This is a genomic window from Hufsiella arboris, from assembly GCF_009834875.1.
Classification (GTDB): Bacteria; Bacteroidota; Bacteroidia; order Sphingobacteriales; family Sphingobacteriaceae; genus Hufsiella_A; species Hufsiella_A arboris.
The window spans coordinates 694,827-716,072 of the sequence record NZ_WVHT01000002.1 but is presented as its reverse complement, the minus strand read 5'-3'; the positions used below and the strand labels follow the sequence as shown (position 1 = coordinate 716,072).

Below are 21,246 nucleotides of genomic sequence, written 5' to 3'. Positions count from 1 at the left end.
AGGTTTAGTTGTAATAATAAATTAATTCTTTTACTTGTCAAAGTAAAGCTTGTAAATTAAGATAATGACTATAAGTAATTGCTAACCTTTTTTAAAGCTGACTTGTTATATTTCAATCTACTAAGTCATTATGAAAAATCTACATTTTACCGGAGTTTTTTTCCTTTCCCTATTATCAGGTTGCGGCGGAAATAATACACCCTCAAACGTCACTTCTCCTGGAGATGAAAAGACCGCTAAGGAAGAAATACTGAATTTGGGCGCCGATCTGTTGCAGAATAAATCACCGCTTAGGGGATTTAATGCCTACCTGGACGGCTTTCATTTCTACAATGGAAACATGTATGCTCAAATGGAGGCTCACCATTACGTCAATCAATTAAATGAAGATCTATACCAGGCGATTATTTTCGACGGGAACGGAGATAAGGCTAAAATTATGGGCGTAGAATACATTATCACCGAAAAGCTTTTTCGAACTTTACCGGCTGAAGAAAAAAAATTATGGCATTCGCACAGGTATGAGGTGAAGTCGGGCGAGCTGATAGCGCCCGGCATTCCGGATATAGCAGAGCATGAGCTAATGGAAAAATTGGTGTCAACCTACGGAAAAACCATTCATACCTGGCATACAGACCAGCAGCGCACGCTTCCCATCGGATCGCCAATGGTGATGATGGGTTTTACCGCCGACGGGCAGATCAATAAACAAATGCTGGCGGATCGAGATAAACGGTTTAAGATTTCAACAATAGGAAAAAGAAAGAATAGAGAGGACATCCCGATTCATGCAATTGATCCGTTGGCCAATGCCTGGCAAAAAGGAGAGATCAGGCAATTTGTGATATCTTCGAAAGCTGATAGTGCAATGCATAAACATCAGGGAATAATGAAAAAAAGCAGCAATTAATCTTGCTTTATGAAGATATCTTTATTTATGTATTTCTAACTGTTGAAGAATGAATATTGTAGTACTTACTGGTGCGGGAATATCTGCCGAAAGTGGTTTGAAGACGTTTCGCGATGCGGACGGATTGTGGGAAGGCTATAACGTTTATGATGTAGCGACGCCCGAAGCCTGGGCAAGGGATCCCGAAATGGTTCAGGAGTTTTACAACATGCGCAGAAAATCGGTTTTGGAAGCCGAGCCTAATGCGGCCCACTTTGCACTAGCAGAACTTGAGAAAAGTCATCAAGTGACGATTATTACTCAAAATATCGACGATCTGCATGAGCGTGCGGGATCAACCAATATCGTTCACCTGCACGGGATAATTACCCGTTCGCAATCGGATATGAAAGCCGAACTTACCTATCCGATAGATGGTTGGGAGCTTAAAATGGGCGAGAAGTGTGAACTTGGCTCACAACTGCGGCCTCATGTAGTTTGGTTTGGTGAAGCTGTGCCTATGATAGACAAAGCCGCTCTGATAACGTCGCAGGCTGATTTGCTGGTCATTATCGGAACTTCGCTGCAGGTTTATCCGGCTGCTGGCCTGGCTAACATGGCACCGCCTGATGCTGAAATTATTTTGATCGATCCGAAGGCCGGTGAAATCTCGACTAATGGAAGATATCGAGCCATCGGTAAAAAAGCTACCGAAGGCGTGCCGGAGCTGGTTAACGAGTTAATAACTAAGGATTGAGCCGCATCAGGGTATCTTCGAGTTCCTTCTCTTTTGCAGTCCCTATCAGCAATTTTGAACCATCTATAAATTCAAGCTGCAGGCCTTTGTTTCCGGATATATTAAGCGCTCTGCCGTTAATGAAACTATAACGAAATCCCCAACCGCCATAGTCGGCGAGGGGTCTGTACTCTTTTACATAAGCTTTGCTGATCGTATTCCAGGAATGAAATTTATAACCTATGTTAAAAGGAAAGAACCTCACATAAATTCCGTCTCTTGTAATTTTTGTTTCGAGTTTAATTACCAGAAAAAGCAGGATAACAGTACCTACCGTGAATGCTGCATAAGTAAAATCGACACTGTTTAAATACTTATTTATTGAGATATAAATCGAAACAGCGGCCAGAAGTAGCCACAACCACCATTGTTTAAATTGCTGTTTCTCATAGAATAAAACTTCGCCCATTTTCCTAATGCATTGCATTCGCCTCTTTGCTCATCGCGCGAACAGAGAAAAGGGTGCTGACGAACATTAAAAAAGCGCCTGCGAGAAACGGAGCTCCGGCAAAATGAACTTTAGCGTCTGGCCTGGTAAACCACGCAAATAAGTTGTTCATTAATAAGGGGCCGATAATCGATGTCGCACTCATGAGGCTTGTGAGAGATCCCTGAAGTTCGCCTTGTTCATTAGCGGGTACATGAGAAGATATAACCGCCTGTAAAGCTGGACCGGCTATTCCTCCAAGGCAGTAAGGAACGAGGAATAGAAACATCATCCAGGTTTGTGTAGCGAAAGCGAATAGAACAAGTCCGAGCGTATACAAGCTTAAGCCGAGATAAATACTTTTTTTATTGCCAAGCCATGGATTTACAAACCGGATAAGTCCGCCTTGCACGATAGCCACCAAAAGTCCTACAATAGCCAATGAAACGCCGATCAGCGTCTCGCTCCAATGAAATTTCTCAATATTAATATATGTCCAGGTGCTTTGAACAGAGTGGACGGCGATATAGATAAAAACAAGAGAGGTGACCAATGCGGCGACTCCGCTGTATTTTCGCAAATGCATTAATGATCCGATAGGATTTGCGCGTTTCCATTCAAACTTTCTGCGGTTTTCCATGGAAAGGGATTCGGGCAAAACGAAATATCCGTAAGCCACGTTCACAAGTGTTAACCCGGCGGCAGCTAAGAATGGAACTCTTGGGCCGATTGATCCCAACAAACCACCCATTAACGGGCCAATAATGAAACCAAGTCCGAACGCTGCACCGACCATCCCGAAGTTTTTCGTCCTGTTCTCGTCAGTGCTTATGTCGGCGATATACGCGGTAGCCGTCGTAAAGCTTGCCCCTGTGATCCCCGCAATCAATCTTCCAACAAATAGCCACCAGATCGTAGGAGCGAAGGAAAGAAACAGGTAGTCGATACCAAAGCCAAGCAGCGAAAACAATAATACCGGTCTGCGGCCATAACGGTCGCTCAGGTTACCGATAATAGGTGCAAAAATAAATTGCATCACGGCATACACAGCGGTTAGCCATGCACCCCACTCGGAGGCTACACTGATATTTGTGTGCAGTAATTGTTTTATCAGGGTCGGAAAAACAGGAATAATTAGTCCGAAACCAGTAATGTCAATTAATAACGTAAAGAAAATGAATTGTATAGCGGCTTTTTTTGTCTGGGCCATAGTTGGTTAAAAGATACGAATCTATCTAAATGATTCGTTTAAACAATATTAAATGAAACTTTAGAAAACAATCGTGGCATTTTGGCATTATTCATATTCAAATAATTTTCAGCTTAAACATTAACTATCATTCGAATGAAAAAAATCAAATTATTCTTTCTGGCATTAAGCATTACCGCATTTTCTTTATCTGCGTCAGCGATGGGCACTACTCCGGCGTCTGAAATGACAGAACAACAAAAAGAAGTTCGCATTCAGCAGATTAAAGACCGTGTCGAAGCGATTAAGGCAATGGACAAATCCGACCTTAGCCGTACTGAGCGCAAAGCTCTTCGTAACGAGTTGGTTTCGATGAAGAAAGAAGCAAAAGCCATCGGTGGAGGTGTATATCTGTCTGTCGGAGCAATCATTATCATCATTTTAGTGCTGATCCTGATCTTATAATAACAATAAATAAGGCTGTGGAAACGCAGCCTTATTTATAAAAAATCTTTTTCGGCAACACGTTCTCTCTCATCTCCGCCGAAATAGCCTCTGTAATACTTATAATATCCTCAGCGACATGCGTGTTATTAGTAATAACTTTCTGACAGTCTTTTTTATACGGAAGTAAAAATTCGTTATACGCCGGAACGACGTGGTTTACCCATTTATACATTACATCATCTTCAAAATAACCTCTTTCATGCAGGTCCCGCTTTAACCTTCTTTGCAAAGCCACGCTTTCCTCGGTATCGATAAAAATCTTTAAGTCAAGAAGTTCAGCTATTTCTTTAAAATGCAGGATGAACAAGCCTTCCACAATAATGATCGGAGCAGACCTTATCTCCAGCATCTTAGGAACCGCAGTTGGGTTATTAAAGGTGTACTCTTTTTTCAGGACTGATTTTCCGTCAATTAAATCACTGATATCTTTTACAAAATGATCATTGTCAATTGTTGAGGGCAGGTCGAAATTATAAAGCTTATTTTCTTCCTGCGTCATGTCACCTACTGGGAAGTAATAATCATCCTGCGAAAGGAGTGAAACCTCATCCGCGGTAAAGTGATTTAAAAAGCATTTTAAGAAAAAAGTTTTGCCTGAGCCGCTTCCTCCGGCAATTCCAATAACAAAAGGTTTATTGCTCATTCGGTACACCGTAAACTATATTAACCTGAAAACGCTTGTCCAGTGCGCCAAGCACATCGGCAGTTGCCTTGGTTACCACGATGATAACATCATGTGTGGTTTCATTTTCAGTAAACTTGCCCACAACCTTTGCAAAGGTACTTTTTTCGGTCATAGGATTGGTGATTTTTATAATTGTACCAACGGGAGCACTTCTGTGTAAAACGAGCATTTTGGTCGGGTCAACCGATTCATCTGCGATCCAGACAGCCACGCCCCGCTCGCTTTGCTGTTTTAAACCATACCGGTTTGCGGCAATACGCAATTTAGCTTCCGGATCTAAAGAGGAGGTATCGCTAGCAGTAACAGGCGTATCAACAGTGGTTACAGGAACCTTAACAGGCGTAGCTTTAATTATTTTCTGTTCACCTTCTGACGTTTTGGTCGCAACGTCGCTGTTTTGTGGAACTTTGATCACTTGCCCAACCCGAAGCGCCGTTCCTTTAAGGTTGTTTATCCGTTCAATGTCTTCAACCGGAATGTTAAAGCGTTTAGAAATAGAGTAGAGCGTTTCTTTCGCGCCAACTTTATAATCGATCAGTTGGCCTTCATCATAAACTTTAGCAGGTGCTTTATCTGTATTGGCCGGCGCTTCCGTTTGAAATGGCCTTTCGGTAGGAATTTTAATCTGCGTACCCGGATGCAGTGACTTGTTATTATTAAAATCGATGATTGTTTTCGGCGATACGCCATATTTTCGGCCTAAAAGGTAATAGGTTTCTTTTGGTTCGATCTTATATAAGATTACCTGTTTGCCATTATTATTTTCCACCCCAATCGAATCTGCGCCATTAGTTGCGAATGTTTTTAAAGAACAGAGGATGCAAAAAACTGTAAAGAAAGTTCTGATCTGCATGAATGTTGTTATGTGTTTTTTTTGAGTTTGCAATTATACTAAATAGGAAACTATTTCATTCTTATTGCGAATGAAGAATAAGTTATTTTGATGGATAAAGAACGCTTCCGGATTTAACTTTTGTATAGGACCGTCGATTTTCTCTTCAAATATCAGCTGATCGCCCTGATACAGTGAGAGAAATTGTTCGTATCCCCCGGCTGCTTTTCTATGAAAGCTGTATATCGATTTACCGTTTATTTGCAGATGTGATAAAGAACCTGCTATTTCTTCAAAACCCGGTACAGGCTGATTAGTCATTGTTGGAAAGCGGAAATCCTCGAAGTAGTCAAAGCTAAGATCAGGTTGGCTGGTGTTTCCTCCATTTGAAACGGCTACATATTCGATTCGCCTGGGCTGCACATTGGCATTATAAATTCCGGCGACCCCATTTGCTACAGCCTCTAACGCATAGTTGAATTTTTGCCATGCGATCTGGCCCTTGCTCGTCAGAACAATAATTCCGTTTCGCTCCGGGCTTCCTTCCCGTAAATAGCCATGCAATAACACATGTCCCGAATCTGCTTTGTCTAATGTCCATTGCTCATATTCAGGGAAATTAATCTGATCAAAAAGGCATGTTCCGGTTATGTAATCGAACAATGAAAAATCAGGGTATTTCTGCCCGGATGTACGTGTTTCAATTGCAAGATATCCTGCTATTTTGTCCAGCTCAATCTTCCAGATAGTTCCCGAGAACCGATGACTAAAACTATATCCGGGCATGTTTTGCATGAGCGGCAAAAATATGATTTGTTATCCAGCATAGATAAACAAACCACTGCTTTTTTAGTTAAGTATTCAAACCTCAAAAAATAAAACATATGGACGCAAAAAAAATAGGACTTGAAGAAAAAAGCATCAAACCGGTAGTAGATCAATTGAATGAGTTACTGGCGAATTACCATATTCATTATCAAAAGGTGAGGGGTTGCCATTGGAATGTTAAGGGCGGACATTTCTTCACGTTACATGTGAAATTTGAAGAATTATATACCAATGCACAAACTACTATCGATGAGCTTGCAGAACGTATACTGACTCTTGGAAAACCACCTCACAGTACGTTTGCCGAATACATAGCTCAGTCTAAAATTAAGGAAATCAACACCGTTGGCGTTAAAGACATCGATCTGGTTAAAGCTATTCTGGGCGATTTTAAAACGCTTATCGATATTGAGCGCGAGATTATGGACACTACTGCCGATGTGGGTGACGACGGAACCAACGACATGATAAATAAATTCATGCAGTTTAAAGAAAAAAATACCTGGATGCTTCGCGCTTTCTGCGGAGAAAATTAAGTTAGTGGCAGCCGCAAATTATTAAGTTTGCGGCGGCTTTTCATTGCATTTACTTTGGATAAATTTAAAATAATTTACGTTTACGATGCTTTGTGTGGCTGGTGTTATGGATTCAGTCCTGTAATAAGGGCCATTCATGAGGAATACCACGATCAGTTTGATTTTGAAGTTATTAGCGGAGGAATGATAACCGGCAGCCGGACAGGTCCCATTGATGTTGTAGCGCCATACATCAAAACCGCTTATAAAACTGTTGAAGACACTACCGGAATTAAGTTTGGCGAAGCGTTTCTGGTACATCTTGAAAATGGTGAGATGATACTCGACTCCGAGAAACCGGCCATAGCATTGTCGGTATTCAAATCCTATATCCCTGATTCAGCCATCGAATTCGCTCATGATTTACAGGCGAGTATTTATTACGATGGTAAAGACCCAAATCTGGATGAAATCTATCGGTATCTCGCGGTGAATTTCGGAATAGACCCCGATGAATTCATCTACAAAATGGATCTCGAAGAGTTTAAACATGCGGCCTATTACGATTTCGCGATGACCAAACAGTTAAAGGTAAACGGCTTTCCGGCGCTTTTCCTGCAAAATAAGGACGATCATTTTTACATGCTGGCGAAAGGATATACTGATGAGCAAACCCTTGAGTTAAGGATAGAAAATGTTTTAAAAGAACTGTCAGGCGCATCAAACGACAGCCGCAGCGAATAACGCTGTTTTATCTAAAGGTCTAGCTTGGCGCTGATCTTTTCAATATCTCCCGCTACATCATTAATAAATTCAAGCTGCTTGGTTATCAGCCTCGAATCGTTTGTGTCGCTTGTCGAGATTAAGATGTTATCCGGAAATGCTATATCCGCGGATTTTAAAGCCGGTTTCTCAGTTCCGCTTAATTTTTCAATAGCGGTTGACAATTGAAACAACGACTTACGAAGCAGCTTGATATGATTTTGATTGAAATTCTTAGTCTGATCTTGCTGCAGGCCTGAAATCAGTGTAGCGATATAAGATGATAAAATGTGGTTCAGAACCACGAATTTATGGATGTCTTTAATCTCTTTTTGTTTACTTTTTGGCTCCGAAAGCATCCTTTGAAAAGCCGAGGCTAAATTTGCAGTATCCACATAAACATCTTTCCGGGCGAGCTTAAACTCGGTGATGCCAACTTCTTTTCCCATCAACAGATTTCCCACCTGGATCATATAATGATAGTTTGACACCAGCGTTTTCTCCATATAGGTTCGTATCTGCGTGTATTCCCACGCCGGGAAAACCAGGTAACTCGATGCAAAGGAAATAGCGCAGCCGATCACCGTGTCAAGGATACGTTCGCTCGCGATAGTGATATTTCCAAGTCCCACGAAACTGAACATAAGTAATATATAGGGCGTCATGAAAAACACGCTCACGATATAATTAAGGCGCTGGAAACTGTATGCCATTAACATACAGATCAGCAGCAGCGCAAACCTGACAGTTGAATCATGAACAAAGAAAATGATCGCAGCTCCGGCAAGTCCGCCAACCAGTGTTCCAACCAAACGCTCAAAATTACGCTGTTTTGTAAGACTGAAGCCAGGTTTTATGATCACCAGAACCGTTAATAGAATCCAGTAGCTATGATGCCCAAGCGGAAAAAGGTTAGCGATAGTGAAACCAGCGGTTGCTACAATTCCAACACGCAGCGAATGCCTGAAAGTAGCCGAATTAAGAGATATGTTATCTTTAAGTATTTTGAGGTCGTAGTCCTGCCGGGTAACGAATCGTTTAACTTCCACGTTTCCGATTGAGGCGTTTTTATCGAGGCTTTCTGAATAGTAGCTGTAAATTTTTTGTATCCGCGAAATAATATTGCGGATATTGATCAGGATTTTTTTTAGAACCAGTGTGTTCTCACCGTCAGAGGCAGAAATTTTATCTATGGAGCCTTTTAAAATTTCCAGCTCGGTTTGAAAATCGTGCATTTTGCCCGGCCGTCCGTTAACCGTGATGTAGTAGCTTAGGTTTAGCAGCTCATCGCCGACCTTATCAATAATGACGCTGAATTCGGACAAAACTTCAGTGTCGCCAAAATTTTTCCGGATAGCCTGGTAATCGTAATGAGTTGCTGTCGCCTGTTCAAACAAGTCGATCACATCAACAAATACAAGAACTAATCTACGGCTGTTATTGGTTGATTCTTTAACCATTTGCCTTGTCTTAAAAAGCAATTCCCGAACCGTATCCTGCTGTTTATTTACCTCTATCTGTTGATTTATTATTTTCTTATAAGTCTCATCATAACTTTGTGATTTTAAATAAAATAAAGACTTTATCTTAATGTATTTACCTACTTCCTGCACACATTCGCCTAATGCCTGCTGTGCAAGTCTGTAAGGCATAATACGAAAAGCGGAAGTGCTTAAAAGGAAATACCAGATACCGCCAGCAGCGAGCTGCAGCGAATGCTCAAGTGTACGTTTAAAATCCAATGGTTCATCAATTGTTACAACCAGCACCAGCAACGCGGCAGTGCCGATTGATGCAGCTCTGTTTCCATAAATATTAAACATGGAAAAAAAGAAGAACGCCGTTAGTACCGCTATAAAAGCTAGTATGATATTCGAGTTGATCAATCCGATGGTAAACGCGGTAAGGAAAATAAACAGTATACAGATCAGCATACCGTTCCGCTTATGAACAAAGGGGCCGGGAGTGTCGCTGATACTTAATGCCGCTGCTCCTAATGACACGTTAATGCCGGCGGCAAGCATTCCGAACTGGGCAAGAATAACTGAGGGCAGAAGTACGGCAACAGTGATAATCAGCCCGTCGGAGAAGTAATGTGAAGATAAAAAGTTTTTAATGTCTCGGGAATATTTCATTGGAACGGCAACAGGCTAAGTTATAAAAGCATCTTTAATTTTATTAAATACAGGTTTTTAAAACATTATAAATCTTTAGCACTTATTTAAATGCTGATTAACCAATCAATCAAAGCACTTAATTGTTTTTTAATGAAATCTCAGGACAAAAATAAAGAGTTAAAGTCAGATGAGCCGATGGCCGAAAAAGATGAGGTAAAGCAGGCTGAAAAAAGAACGCAGAAAAAAACGTTGAAAAATACGGTCGCAAGCCCCACAAATCAACGAAATGAAAGCAAGTAATTCTTTTCAGTCTTTATGAAGGATTACCTGTGGATTATTTTTTCGCTGCTCGGCGCAGTTTCGGCGGCTATCGTTGTGATACTGTCAAAGGCCGGCCTAAAAAATACCGAATCAAGTTTAGGATTTGCTATTCAGTCGGTACTTATTCTTGTTGTAGCGTGGACCGTCGTGACGGTGCGCGGTAATTTCAGCGACCTAACATCAATAGACCGCAAAGCCTGGATATTTTTAATCGTGGCGGGTATTTTTACAGCCTTATCTTCTTTGTTTACTTTCCGGGCACTAAAACTTGGAAACGCATCTCTTGTGACAGCGCTCGAGCGCCTTTCGCTCGTTTTTTCGGTTATCATGGCGGTCATCTTTCTTAAAGAAAAAATTACCTGGCAGGTAGTTATCGGCGCAGCGTTAATGCTAGGAGGTGCCGTTCTCATCGCAATAAGTGAAAAAAGCACTGACAATAGTTAAATATTGCTAAAAATATTAGTATATTTGACTATTATAGTTCAAGTATGTCAGAGAGGATTCGTGAGAAGCTGCAAATTTTAGCAGATGCGGCAAAATATGATGTATCGTGCGCTTCGAGCGGAAGCACCAGAAAAAATCATAATAAAGGATTAGGTGATACAGGCAACGGGATTTGCCATACTTACACGGAAGACGGCCGCTGTGTATCGCTGCTTAAGATCCTGCTAACCAATTTTTGCATTTACGATTGCGCTTATTGCGTGACGCGGAAAAGCAATGACATAAAACGCGCAGCTTTTACCGTCCAGGAAGTGGTTGATCTGACCATAAATTTCTATCGCCGGAATTATATAGAAGGGCTTTTTTTAAGTTCGGGTATCTTCAAAGACGCCGATTATACCATGGAGCGATTAGTCCAGGTGGCCAAAAAACTGCGGACCGAGCATAAATTCAACGGTTACATTCATTTAAAATCAATTCCTGGTGCGAGCAATGAAATCATGCATGAAGCCGGCCTTTATGCAGACCGACTAAGTGTTAATATCGAAATACCAACGGAAAACGGACTAAAGCTGCTGGCGCCCGAAAAGAACAGAAAGGATATGATCATGCCGATGAACTATCTGAAAGATGAGATCATCCGACTGAACGATGAAAAAAAATCACTGAAAAAGACACCACTGTTTGCGCCGGCCGGTCAAAGCACACAAATGATTATTGGTGCAGGTGCCGAAACCGATAAGGATATCATGTACACCTCAGCCGCATTTTATAGAAACTTCAATCTCAAAAGAGTTTACTATTCGGGCTACGTTCCGATCAGTAATGACAAGCGGCTGCCGGCTCTTGGTTCACAAGTGCCGACTGTCAGGGAAAACCGGCTTTATCAAACGGACTGGTTAATGCGCTTTTATGGGTTTAAGGTTTTCGAACTTCTTAATGATAAAAATCCTCATCTCGACCTGGATATTGATCCGAAACTTGGCTGGGCTCTTCGAAATCTGAGTGTTTTTCCGATAGACATTAACAAGGCAGATCTGCAACTAATACTTCGCGTTCCGGGAATTGGCGTACAGTCGGCACAAAAAATAGTAGCGGCGAGAAAGTTTCAAAAACTAAATTGGGAACAGTTAAAGAAAATCGGCATTGCTATTAGCCGGGCTAAATATTTTATCGTTTGCAGCAGCCGAGACTTTGAGCGCAGAGATCTGTCTGAAACGAAAATAAAGCAATTTATTCTCGCTGAATCTAAGAGCAAATATTTAAAATCAAGCTCACAGCAAATCAGCCTTTTTTAAAATGACTTACCTGGTTTATGACGGATCCTGGAATGGCTTAATGACAGCGGTATTCGAATATTATGAATATAAATTATGCGACGTATCGATTTTGGCTGAAAAGAGCTTTCAGCCGTCGCTGCTCGGTAATGAGAAAACTGTTATTACCGACATTAACAAGGCTTCGCGAGTTCTGGCTTCACTTTCAAAAAAACTGTCCTCGAACGGTTTTGGAAAGCTTTTTCCGGTTTTTTTATCGGAGCAGCATGGAATCGAGGACCAGCTACTAAATTTCATTAAACTCGTTTTTTCTTCAGACAAATCTCCTGAACAAGCTTATGGCAATACTTGTGTTTTAACTATCGACAAAGTAGCAAAAATGGTTCACCGGGAAAAGCACCGAATGGAAGCTTTTATCCGCTTTCAACAGTTGGCCGATGGATTATATTATGCTCATATTTCGCCTGATTTCAATGTTTTGCCACTAATAGCAAAGCATTTCAAAAACAGGTACGCCGATCAGCAGTGGCTGATTTATGATCTGAAAAGAAAGTATGGAATTTATTACGATTTGAGTGATGTGCAGGAAGTAACTTTGGATATAAGCGAATCTCCGACTGAGGGTTCAATTTTTCATGAAGACGAAGTATTGTACCAAACCTTGTGGAAGGATTATTTTCAAAGCGTTAATATCAAGCCACGAAAAAATAGCAAATTGCATATAAGGCATGTTCCCAAACGATACTGGAAATATTTAACTGAGAAGTTACCGGCTTAAATGGTTGATAAACAGCATACAATCATTCGTAAGATTATTCACATCGATATGGATGCTTTTTATGCGTCTGTTGAGCAGCGCGACAATCCGGAGTACGTTGGCAAGCCGATAGCTGTCGGCGGTTCGCCGGAGGGACGGGGCGGAGTAGTAGCTACGGCGAGTTATGAAGCGCGGAAGTTTGGCGTCAGATCCGCTATGCCTTCAAAAGAAGCTTTAAGGTTGTGTCCTGATTTGATTTTTATCAGGCCGCGCTTCGCTGCCTATAAAGAAACATCGTCATACATTCGTGAGATCTTCAGCCGCTATACCGATTTGATTGAGCCGTTATCGCTTGATGAAGCGTACCTGGATGTAACAAACGATAAACTGGGCATTGGGTCGGCGCTGGAAATTGCTGAACAAATCAAAAAGGCCATTTTTGACGAACTACAGCTCACCGCCTCGGCAGGCGTTTCTATTAATAAATTTATCGCAAAAATCGCCTCGGATATTAATAAACCCAATGGCTTGACATTTATCGGGCCATCAAAAGTTGAAACGTTTATCGAAAATTTACCTGTAGAAAAGTTTTACGGGGTCGGAAAGGTAACCGCTAAGAAAATGCAGAGCCTGGGACTGTTTAAAGGTGCTGATCTTAAAAAGTTAAGTGAAAGCGATATGGTCAGGCATTTCGGCAAGTCTGGCAGTTTTTATTTTAGGATTGTAAGAGGAATCGATAACAGGGAAGTGCAGCCGCACCGTGAAACGAAATCTGTAGGAGCAGAGGATACTTTTCCTTATGATTTGACCACACCGGATGAAATGTATCAGGAACTTAGCAAAATAGCAGAAACTGTTGCAAATCGACTTGAAAAAAATGAGTTAAAAGGACGAACACTTACTTTAAAAGTGAAGTTTAGTGATTTCAGGCAGATCACCCGTAATCACTCTTTTCAATCTCTGATAGGCGATCAGCAAACCATCCTTGAAACGGCGAAAAGTTTGCTTAACAACGTGGACCTGCAAGATAAAAAAATACGCCTGCTGGGCATTACTTTATCGAGATTTGACCTGGTAATGCAAGCACCTCAAGTAGAAAGCGAGCAGTTGAAGCTCTTCGATAGTTGACCGTTTTACCAGTATATTTGATTTATGAACCGCATCGACCGCTTATTCGGACTTCTTACTTTTCTCCAGTCGAGGAAGTACACAATGATCGAATTAATATCGGAGAAGTTTAATATAAGCATCCGGACCGCCTATCGCGATTTAAAAGCTCTCTGCGAACAGGGAATTCCGCTCAGCTTCGAACCTAACAAGGGCTATTTTGTCGTTAACGGATATTTTCTGCCACCTGTTTCATTTAGTACCGACGAAGCCAATTCCCTATTGCTTGTTGAAGCGCTGGTTCATGGTTTTACTGATGAATCCACAAAGAACAACTTTACCTCCGCTTTAAATAAAGTTAAGTCCGTTTTAAAGACGACGCAAAAGGAGCAGGTTGAATTTCTAAGTAATAATATCAAGCTGCAGGTACCAGCTTGTTTTGTTGTTAATTACAACTATTTATCGCTTATTCAGCATGCAATAACCAGCAAAAATCAAGTGGAAATCGAATACCTTAACAAGGCAGAGCAACAAAGCAGAAGGTTTATCGAGCCGATAGGACTGATCTTTTATGCTTTAAGCTGGCATTTAATTGCATGGTGTAGTCTGCGAAATGATTATCGTGATTTTCGGGTTTCGAGAATTGCCAGTTTAAAGAATACAGATCTGCCGTTTTCAAATCAAAACCACATGGAAGTTTCCGAGTATATGAAACAAATTCCTGTTGATTACTAATTTTTTTTACCGACTGACATAGGGTTGACAGTGAGCGTTTGTTATTTCGGATAAACAAAAACATTCGCATATGTCACAAATTGAAATTTTCTTAAAGGAACTGGAACAGGAAGCCGTTACGAGCAGAAAAATGCTCGAGCGGGTCCCAATGGATAAAGCCGACTGGAAACCTCATGAAAAAAGCATGACTCTTGGCCGTCTAAGCAATCACGTAGCTGAGTTGCCGGGTTGGATAGAAATGGCGCTAACTACCAATGAACTTGACTTTCAAAATAATCAATACGAGCCGCAGGTTAATAAAACGAATGAAGATCTGATGCGATATTTTGAAACGACACTCGAAAAAGGAAGAGCGGCGCTGGCTGTTGCCAGGGAGTCTGAACTCGGTAAAAACTGGACATTAAGGAATGGCGAGGAAATATACTCAACCTCAACAAAAGCGGAGGTTATCCGGATGTCGCTGAACCAGATCGTTCATCACCGGGCGCAATTGGGAGTTTTTCTCCGTCTATTAGATATACCAATCCCAGGAAGCTATGGCCCCAGTGCCGACGAGATGGAATTCAGCCAATCCTGAATTGCTGAAAACCGAAGGTTAACCGAACGTTTTCCTGAATATTTCTGAAGCCGAACTGATAATAGGTTTCCCATGGCTGAAAACCGCTTTACTGAAATCCAATGCGGATAGCTTTTTCAATGATGAAGAAGCTATCCGCCTATCCTGGTTTTCCGACGATAGTTTTAACCCGGAAATATTCTCTGCGCTGTCAGCCGCAAACAGCAACCCGCCGTCCGATTGCATCAGTAAAACGACCTGGTTTTTCCAATGTCCCGGAGCAGTTATTACCAGCAGCTCATTTAGCAGAATTGTTCCACTTTCAATAAATTCATCCGCAGTTACCGGCTTGATATTTATAAACGGGAATTTGATTTTTCCGCCCAGCGTGAATGTTGTCATTAAAAACGAAGCGATAGCGTTTGTTGGCTGCCAGGCTATACCTTTTGACACCAGGCTGGCGTCATCAGCTTGCATATAAACCCTTGCGTTTGTGTCCTTTTTTATTGCGGACAAAGCGCCGGTATGATCGTAATGGGCATGAGTGATGACAATGTGCGCAATTTTTAATGGGTCGCGTCCCGTTTCACAAATCAGTTGGTAAAGAAGCCTTTTGCTTTTGTAAGGACCGACATCGATGAGCACCAGTTCCTGGTTTAATTCCAGCAAGAATACATTAACCAACGGAAGTTCGAGCTGGTAAACATGATCCGAAATTTGAATGACGCCCATGAGTAGGTAACTGCGTCGCCCAGGATTTGTTGACGGGAATAGTCTCTAAAACGGTCCTAACTTAAAAACTCGATATCCTCCTTATCGAGTGTTGTTTTAGCCGCGTTTAGATTTTCCTCCAAATGAGCCAACGAGGTGGTTCCCGGAATCGGCAATATCCAGGGAGATTTGTGCAGCAGCCATACGATATTCATTTGTGCGATGCTTAGTTCGTATTTTTTGGCAACCTGTTCAATTTTTTCCTGTGTTTTATTTAAAGATGTTTGTAAGGAGAAGTAGGGAATAAGCGGTATCTCATTTTCTTCCAGTAAATCTAAAATCTCTTCGCCGCCGGCGCCGCCCATCGGGCCACTCAATGTAGTGCGCTGAGTGTAACCGTACAGGTTTTGTACACTTGCTATATTTCCCATTTTCAAACCGGTTTGCAGCTGTTCTCTCGAAACATTGCTTAACCCAACATGAAGTATCTTGCCTTCATTCTGCAACTGGAACATGGCTTCGAGCGATTCTTCAAAACTTGTCTCACCTACGGGCATAACGCGGAAATGTACTAATGAAAGTTGTTCGAGCTTCAGTTCTTTCAAATTGTTTTCGACGCTCTGCCTTAGTTGTTCCGGTTTGGAAAATACGTTCCAGCTTTTGTCGTCTTTTCGCATCGCACCTATTTTTGTACCGATTATCAGATCGGATGGATAGGGGTATAATGCTTCCTCGATCAGGCGGTTGGTAACTCCATAACCGTAATAGTCTGCAGTGTCAAGATAATTAACACCCAGCTCAATAGCTCGTCGAAGTATTTGCAAGGCCTCCGGACGATTTTCCGGCTCTCCCCAAACATCCTTACCCGTTAAGCGCATCGTACCATAGCCCGGCCGATTGGCAATTAATGGATGGGATGAATTTTTTCCGATTGCGACTGTTGAAGTGAGGATATTGTTGCTGTTTTCCATGGTTTATAATTAAAGAACTTCCATTGTTAAACGGACAGCCGGCAGGATTGTTCAGCCGTTTAACTATTCGCTGGTTCCGTTTGCCGCAGAATCTCCAACTTCTGCATTTTTATAAACATCCGCATTTTTGATTTCCATGATATTATCAGGTTGCGAAAGCTCCGTAAAACCAAACTGTTTGTAAAGGCCATGCGCGTCGGCTGTTGCAAGTAACCAACGTCGCAACCCCTGCAATTCGGAGTAACTTATAATGTAGCTAACAAGCATTTTCGATAAACCGCGGCCGCGATATTCCGGGACAATAAACACATCGGCCAGGTAAGCGAAGGTTGCGTTATCAGAAATTACCCTGGCGAAACCGATCTGGGAGCCGTTGTCATACACGCCGAAACAAAGTGAGTTATCAATAGAGCGTTTCAGCGTTTCAAACGGGATATTTTGAGCCCAGTACGATTGCCTGCCGATGAAGTCATAAATAAGATCGAGGTCCAGCAGGTTTTTGTCGGTGGAAATTGAAATACTTTCCATTTAGTTCCGCATGTTGATGTATTGCAAAGGCTGTCCGAAATCCTCTCCGCGGCAGAGCGAAATCACCGCCTGCAAATCGTCGATTTTTTTTCCTTGTACACGCACCTGGTCGTCCATGATAGACGCCTGAACTTTCAAGCCGCTGTCTTTAATTTTCTTAACGATTTTTTTTGCAGCTTCCTTGTCGATGCCCTCTTTAATTTTAATTTCCTTACGAATCATATTTCCGGATGCGTACTGTTCCTTTCCCATATCAAGTGCGTTTGGGTCGAGACTTTGTTTCACCATTCGGGAAATAATCGAATCCTGAATCGCTTTAAGACGCATATCATTTTCCGTCACAATTGTTATTTCACTGGTTTTCTTATCCAGATCAACGGTGCTTTTTGAATCGTTGAAATCATAGCGATTCAAAATTTCCTTCTTAGCGTTATTAATTGCGTTATCTAACGTCTGTGGGTCAATCTTGCTGACGATGTCGAATGAAGGCATGAATAAAAAAATTTGAATGTTATAAAATATGTGGATAGATTTAGGCAAGCAAACATTTTGGCGATTTAATCGCTTTTCAAAGATAAAACTTAAACTTAATCGTAGAAACATGAAAAAGAGTAAATCAGCATCACCGGCAAAATCAAAAAAAATCCAAAAAAAGGATGCACGTAAACAGTTAGAAGTTAGCGTGACAGACAAATTTGTAGAAGCAATAAAGCACCTGGGCCATGATGCTGAGAAGATTACAAAAGATATTAAAAAAGCCAGCAAGCAGATAGCCAGGAAATTAGCTGATAAGATTAAAGGTGTAAAAGACCATGTCCAGCCAAAAACAGAGCCAGTAAAAACAACCGTAAAGAAAGCCGTTAAATCGCCGAAATTGCAGGCTGAAAAAGCACCGACGAAAGTTGAAAAAATCGTCGCAAAAGCAGCAGCCAAACCAAAGCCTGCCACCAGCGTCAAATCGGCGCAGTTAATTAAACCAACGACGCAGGAAAAACCCGAAAGTGAGCCAAAAACTGGTACTACACAAAAAAATACAACCAAGGCACCGGCTAAAGTGACACCGGCAGCCACTAAAAAAACGGCGCCCAAAAAAACGGAAGTTGACAAACCTGTTACTACGCGTAAGAGAACCGCAGCAAAACCGGCTGCAAAAACCAGCTCTGCACCGGAGAAAACAACTGTCAGCGATACGCCGGCAACAGATGCGAGTGCAACATAATACAGATGTTAATCGGAAATTAATAATAAGTTAACATTAAAATCGTGAGTTTTACGCACCGCAAGCTAAAGGCTGCGGTGTTTGTACGGTCAGTTTTTTTCTGGCCGTTATTATACTATGCCGAAAGAGAAAATACCGATCACAAACAGAGAAATAAGCTGGTTATATTTTAACGACCGCGTACTGCAGGAAGCTGCCGACAAATCGGTCCCGCTGATTGAGCGATTACGCTTCCTCGCTATATTTTCTTCCAACCTTGATGAATTTTATCGTGTAAGAGTTGCAACTCTAAACCGCTTATCCAACCTTAATACAAAAGCCAAAGAGCTATTAGGATACAACCCTAAAAAGATACTCAACCAGATAAAAACGATCGTAGTACGTCAGGAGCGAAAGTTTGATCACCTTTACGAAGATGATATTGTTACCGAGCTGGCACAGGAAAAAATATTTATACTGAACGAAACGCAGCTTAACGTTTCAAGGGGCCAGTTTGTCAAACAATATTGCCAGGAGCAAATTTTATCTACGCTGGTTCCTGTTATGCTCCAGGACGATAAACCATTTCCCGAATTACGGGATCGTGGTATTTATCTTTTTGTGAAGCTGACGCAGCAAAAACGAAAAGAAAAAATACGGTACAGCCTGATCGAACTTCCTGAAAACCTGAATAGGTTTTTAGTTCTCCCCGAAACAAATGAATTAAAGTTTGTGATCTTGCTGGATGATATTATCCGTTATTGCCTGGATGATATTTACTCGATTTTCGAATATTCCAGGATTGAAGCATATTCCATTCAGCTTACCCGTGATGCAGAACTTGATCTCGACCGGAATGTCAGTGAAAAATTTATTGATGCATTAGCAAGAAGCCTTCAGAAGCGCAAAAAAGGTAAGCCTATGCGCCTGCTTTATGACAGTGCTATGCCGTTGGATATGGTGACAAACCTGGTTTCCAGGCTTGAACTGAACGCAGACGGCCTGATTCCGGGTAACCGTTATCATAATTTTAAAGACTTTATAAAGTTTCCAAACGTCGGCCGTAAAGAACTGGAATACGAGCGCGATTCCCCGTTAACAGTAAAAGGCATTGAGCCTCATAAAAGCCTTCTTGCCCAGATAGCGGAAAAAGATTTCCTGATAAACCTGCCGTATCAATCGTTCGACTATATCGTGATGTTCCTGCGTGAATCGGCTATTGACCCGAAAGTCGTTGAAATTAATATCACGCTTTATCGCCTCGCGCAAAATTCCAAAGTGGTCAACGCATTGATAAACGCTGTGAGAAACGGCAAAACTGTCAACTGTTTCCTTGAGCTTAAGGCAAGGTTTGATGAGCAGGCTAATATTTTTTGGACTAACAGGCTGGAGGAGGAAGGTGTTCGTGTAAATTACGGGATACCGGATTATAAGGTGCATTCTAAAATTTGCCTGGTGACCCGAAAGGAGAAGGGCAAGCTGGTTCATTATGCTAACCTTGCAACCGGAAATTATAATGAAAAAACCGCCCAGTTATATTGTGACCACAGTTTATTTACTGCTCATAAAGGTATAACGCATGAGGCCAGGCGCTTTTTTCATGGTCTTAATAAAAAGGAGTTTTATAAGGATTACGAATACCTGGCTGTTTCTCCGCTTGAAAGCCGGTCGAAATTGACCGCGATGATTGAGCGTGAAATTGATTTGGCAAAAAAAGGCGAGAACGCATACATGATCCTGAAAATGAACAGCCTTTCGGATGAGGACATCATTGAAAAACTTTATGAAGCCAGTAATGCCGGCGTTAAAATCCAGATGATCGTTCGGGGAATGTGTTGCCTGGTTCCCGGAATTGCGGGACATAGTGAAAATATCGAGGTGATCAGCATAGTAGATAAATATTTGGAACATGCCCGTGTCTGGATCTTTGGAAATAAAGGTGATGAACTGATTTTCCTCTCGTCGGCGGATATGATGACACGCAACCTTGACCACCGGGTAGAAGTGGGTTTCCCGATATTCGATCCGGATGTTAGAAAGCAGATCAGGGACATCATCAATATCCAGTTGAAAGACAATACCAAAGCACGGGTGATTAATCACAGCAAGAACAACATGTACCGTAAATCGAGTTCAAAAAATCAGCATCGCGCGCAAATAGAAATTTATAAATACCTAAAAGGTAAGTAACACCATGAGATACGCCGCAATAGACATTGGTTCAAATGCCGTAAGGCTTTTAATCGCTGAAGTTATTCAAAACAACGATCAGCAAGCATATTTTAAGAAAAACACACTAATCAGGGTGCCTTTGCGGCTCGGCGATGACGCTTTTCTAGAAAAGGAGATATCCGAAAAAAAGGTGGAGGACCTGGTTAAAACCATGGCGGCCTTTAAGAATCTGATGGATGTCTATAAAGTCCAGGATTATATGGCATGCGCTACTTCCGCGATGCGGGAAGCTAAAAACAAAAAGGAAATTGTAAAAAAGATAAAAAAAAGAGCTGATATAGATCTCGAAATAGTAGAAGGGAAAAAAGAGGCCAGCATTATCTATTCGAGCCATGTAAACGATCAGATCGATCCGCGTAAAAATTATCTCTATATTGACGTGGGCGGCGGTAGTACCGAACTTTCCTTTTTCTCAGAAGGACATCCACAAGCCTGGCAGTCGTTTAACATCGGAACCATTCGTATACTCGATAACCAGGATAAGGAAGAAACGTGGAACGAAATGAGAGATTTCATCAGGTCGAATTCAAAGAAGTTTACCAGCCTTACCGCTATCGGGACCGGCGGAAATATCAACAAGGTTTTTCGTTTATCAGAGGAAAAAGATAATACCCCGCTAAGCATAAACAAACTAAATGAATTGTATCACTACCTGAATTCGTATTCGTTAAAAGACAGGATAAATGTGCTCGGGCTAAACCAGGACAGGGCGGATGTTATTATTCCTGCTTGCGAAATTTATCTTACAGTGATGAAATGGGCCGGAATCAGGCAAATTTATGTGCCAAGGGTAGGAATGGTGGATGGCATTATCCAATTGCTGATCGAAAAGAACTTAAATACTATTATCCGGCCTTAAGAA

At 41.6% G+C, this 21,246-nt stretch carries 25 protein-coding genes; 15 read left to right on the top strand and 10 right to left on the bottom strand.

The window, feature by feature from the left end:
* Positions 1-130: 130 nt before the first annotated feature.
* Positions 131-910, top strand: a complete 780-nt coding sequence (locus tag GS399_RS06905; protein WP_160843856.1) for an OBAP family protein — start codon at positions 131-133, stop codon at positions 908-910.
* 49 nt (positions 911-959) lie between these two features.
* Positions 960-1,646: an SIR2 family NAD-dependent protein deacylase gene (locus GS399_RS06900; RefSeq protein ID WP_160843855.1), complete on the top strand. Its 687-nt coding sequence runs from the start codon at positions 960-962 to the stop codon at positions 1,644-1,646.
* Here the strand turns inward: GS399_RS06900 and GS399_RS06895 are convergent.
* Positions 1,636-2,094, bottom strand: a complete 459-nt coding sequence (locus GS399_RS06895; RefSeq protein WP_160843854.1) for a hypothetical protein — start codon at positions 2,092-2,094, stop codon at positions 1,636-1,638. The genes GS399_RS06900 and GS399_RS06895 overlap by 11 nt on opposite strands.
* Before the next feature lie 4 nt (positions 2,095-2,098).
* Positions 2,099-3,322, bottom strand: a complete 1,224-nt coding sequence (locus GS399_RS06890; RefSeq protein ID WP_160843853.1) for a TCR/Tet family MFS transporter — start codon at positions 3,320-3,322, stop codon at positions 2,099-2,101.
* 135 nt (positions 3,323-3,457) lie between these two features.
* Here GS399_RS06890 and GS399_RS06885 point away from each other — a divergent pair, with 135 nt between their 5' ends.
* Complete coding sequence (locus tag GS399_RS06885) at positions 3,458-3,766, top strand: hypothetical protein (RefSeq protein ID WP_160843852.1); 309 nt, start codon at positions 3,458-3,460, stop codon at positions 3,764-3,766.
* A 31-nt stretch (positions 3,767-3,797) separates the two neighbouring features.
* Here GS399_RS06885 and GS399_RS06880 read toward each other — a convergent pair whose 3' ends face one another.
* Genes GS399_RS06880 through GS399_RS06870 form a run of 3 tightly spaced genes read right to left on the bottom strand, consistent with a single transcriptional unit; the run spans position 3,798 to position 6,120 of the window.
* On the bottom strand, positions 3,798-4,451 hold the full coding sequence (locus tag GS399_RS06880) for a uridine kinase family protein (RefSeq protein WP_160843851.1): 654 nt from the start codon (positions 4,449-4,451) through the stop codon (positions 3,798-3,800).
* Positions 4,441-5,346, bottom strand: coding sequence for a septal ring lytic transglycosylase RlpA family protein (locus GS399_RS06875; RefSeq protein WP_160843850.1), 906 nt, complete (start codon positions 5,344-5,346; stop codon positions 4,441-4,443). Before GS399_RS06875 ends, GS399_RS06880 begins: the two co-directional genes overlap by 11 nt.
* Positions 5,347-5,379: 33 nt before the next feature.
* Positions 5,380-6,120: a DUF4905 domain-containing protein gene (locus tag GS399_RS06870; RefSeq protein ID WP_160843849.1), complete on the bottom strand. Its 741-nt coding sequence runs from the start codon at positions 6,118-6,120 to the stop codon at positions 5,380-5,382.
* Positions 6,121-6,209: 89 nt separating this feature from the next.
* Here GS399_RS06870 and GS399_RS06865 point away from each other — a divergent pair, with 89 nt between their 5' ends.
* Together GS399_RS06865 and GS399_RS06860 are read left to right on the top strand one after the other, a co-directional pair.
* Positions 6,210-6,689 (top strand): Dps family protein, encoded by a 480-nt coding sequence (locus GS399_RS06865; protein ID WP_160843848.1) that lies wholly within the window; start codon positions 6,210-6,212, stop codon positions 6,687-6,689.
* A gap of 54 nt (positions 6,690-6,743) precedes the next feature.
* Complete coding sequence (locus tag GS399_RS06860; RefSeq protein ID WP_237487884.1) at positions 6,744-7,412, top strand: DsbA family protein; 669 nt, start codon at positions 6,744-6,746, stop codon at positions 7,410-7,412.
* An 11-nt stretch (positions 7,413-7,423) separates the two neighbouring features.
* On the opposite strand, the gene GS399_RS06855 is transcribed toward GS399_RS06860, so the two are convergent.
* Entirely contained in the window at positions 7,424-9,565 is a 2,142-nt protein-coding gene (locus GS399_RS06855) for an FUSC family protein (protein WP_160843847.1), read from the bottom strand.
* A gap of 132 nt (positions 9,566-9,697) precedes the next feature.
* Between GS399_RS06855 and GS399_RS06850 the strand changes: the two genes are divergently transcribed.
* The 7 genes from GS399_RS06850 (at position 9,698) to GS399_RS06820 (ending at position 14,765) form a co-directional block, all read left to right on the top strand.
* Positions 9,698-9,847 carry a hypothetical protein gene (locus GS399_RS06850; RefSeq protein ID WP_160843846.1) on the top strand — a complete coding sequence of 50 codons (150 nt, stop codon included), beginning with the start codon at positions 9,698-9,700 and terminating at the stop codon, positions 9,845-9,847.
* Positions 9,848-9,862: 15 nt separating this feature from the next.
* Positions 9,863-10,312 carry an EamA family transporter gene (locus GS399_RS06845; protein ID WP_237487883.1) on the top strand — a complete coding sequence of 150 codons (450 nt, stop codon included), beginning with the start codon at positions 9,863-9,865 and terminating at the stop codon, positions 10,310-10,312.
* Positions 10,313-10,356: 44 nt separating this feature from the next.
* The gene (locus GS399_RS06840) at positions 10,357-11,610 is read left to right on the top strand and encodes a putative DNA modification/repair radical SAM protein (RefSeq protein ID WP_160843845.1); all 1,254 of its coding nucleotides are present in this window, start codon (positions 10,357-10,359) and stop codon (positions 11,608-11,610) included.
* 1 nt (position 11,611) lies between these two features.
* On the top strand, positions 11,612-12,367 hold the full coding sequence (locus tag GS399_RS06835; RefSeq protein ID WP_160843844.1) for a TIGR03915 family putative DNA repair protein: 756 nt from the start codon (positions 11,612-11,614) through the stop codon (positions 12,365-12,367).
* Complete coding sequence (gene dinB / locus GS399_RS06830; RefSeq protein WP_160843843.1) at positions 12,368-13,474, top strand: DNA polymerase IV; 1,107 nt, start codon at positions 12,368-12,370, stop codon at positions 13,472-13,474.
* Positions 13,475-13,498: 24 nt separating this feature from the next.
* Entirely contained in the window at positions 13,499-14,188 is a 690-nt protein-coding gene (locus GS399_RS06825; RefSeq protein WP_160843842.1) for a helix-turn-helix transcriptional regulator, read from the top strand.
* A gap of 70 nt (positions 14,189-14,258) precedes the next feature.
* Positions 14,259-14,765 carry a DinB family protein gene (locus tag GS399_RS06820; protein ID WP_160843841.1) on the top strand — a complete coding sequence of 169 codons (507 nt, stop codon included), beginning with the start codon at positions 14,259-14,261 and terminating at the stop codon, positions 14,763-14,765.
* Positions 14,766-14,783: 18 nt separating this feature from the next.
* Here the strand turns inward: GS399_RS06820 and GS399_RS06815 are convergent, their stop codons facing one another.
* The 4 genes from GS399_RS06815 to GS399_RS06800 all read right to left on the bottom strand — a co-directional run bounded on the left by GS399_RS06815 (position 14,784) and on the right by GS399_RS06800 (position 17,446).
* Positions 14,784-15,476: an MBL fold metallo-hydrolase gene (locus GS399_RS06815; protein WP_160843840.1), complete on the bottom strand. Its 693-nt coding sequence runs from the start codon at positions 15,474-15,476 to the stop codon at positions 14,784-14,786.
* Positions 15,477-15,532: 56 nt separating this feature from the next.
* A complete protein-coding gene (locus GS399_RS06810) occupies positions 15,533-16,426 on the bottom strand; it encodes an aldo/keto reductase (protein WP_160843839.1) in 894 nt (297 codons plus the stop codon).
* 63 nt (positions 16,427-16,489) lie between these two features.
* Positions 16,490-16,954 carry a GNAT family N-acetyltransferase gene (locus GS399_RS06805; protein WP_160843838.1) on the bottom strand — a complete coding sequence of 155 codons (465 nt, stop codon included), beginning with the start codon at positions 16,952-16,954 and terminating at the stop codon, positions 16,490-16,492.
* Positions 16,955-17,446 (bottom strand): YajQ family cyclic di-GMP-binding protein, encoded by a 492-nt coding sequence (locus GS399_RS06800; RefSeq protein ID WP_160843837.1) that lies wholly within the window; start codon positions 17,444-17,446, stop codon positions 16,955-16,957.
* A 109-nt stretch (positions 17,447-17,555) separates the two neighbouring features.
* Here GS399_RS06800 and GS399_RS06795 point away from each other — a divergent pair, with 109 nt between their 5' ends.
* The 3 genes from GS399_RS06795 to GS399_RS06785 all read left to right on the top strand — a co-directional run bounded on the left by GS399_RS06795 (position 17,556) and on the right by GS399_RS06785 (position 21,243).
* On the top strand, positions 17,556-18,173 hold the full coding sequence (locus GS399_RS06795) for a hypothetical protein (RefSeq protein ID WP_160843836.1): 618 nt from the start codon (positions 17,556-17,558) through the stop codon (positions 18,171-18,173).
* A 117-nt stretch (positions 18,174-18,290) separates the two neighbouring features.
* On the top strand, positions 18,291-20,342 hold the full coding sequence (gene ppk1 / locus GS399_RS06790) for a polyphosphate kinase 1 (protein ID WP_160843835.1): 2,052 nt from the start codon (positions 18,291-18,293) through the stop codon (positions 20,340-20,342).
* A 4-nt stretch (positions 20,343-20,346) separates the two neighbouring features.
* Positions 20,347-21,243 carry a Ppx/GppA phosphatase family protein gene (locus GS399_RS06785; protein ID WP_160843834.1) on the top strand — a complete coding sequence of 299 codons (897 nt, stop codon included), beginning with the start codon at positions 20,347-20,349 and terminating at the stop codon, positions 21,241-21,243.
* The last annotated feature ends 3 nt before the right edge of the window (positions 21,244-21,246 follow it).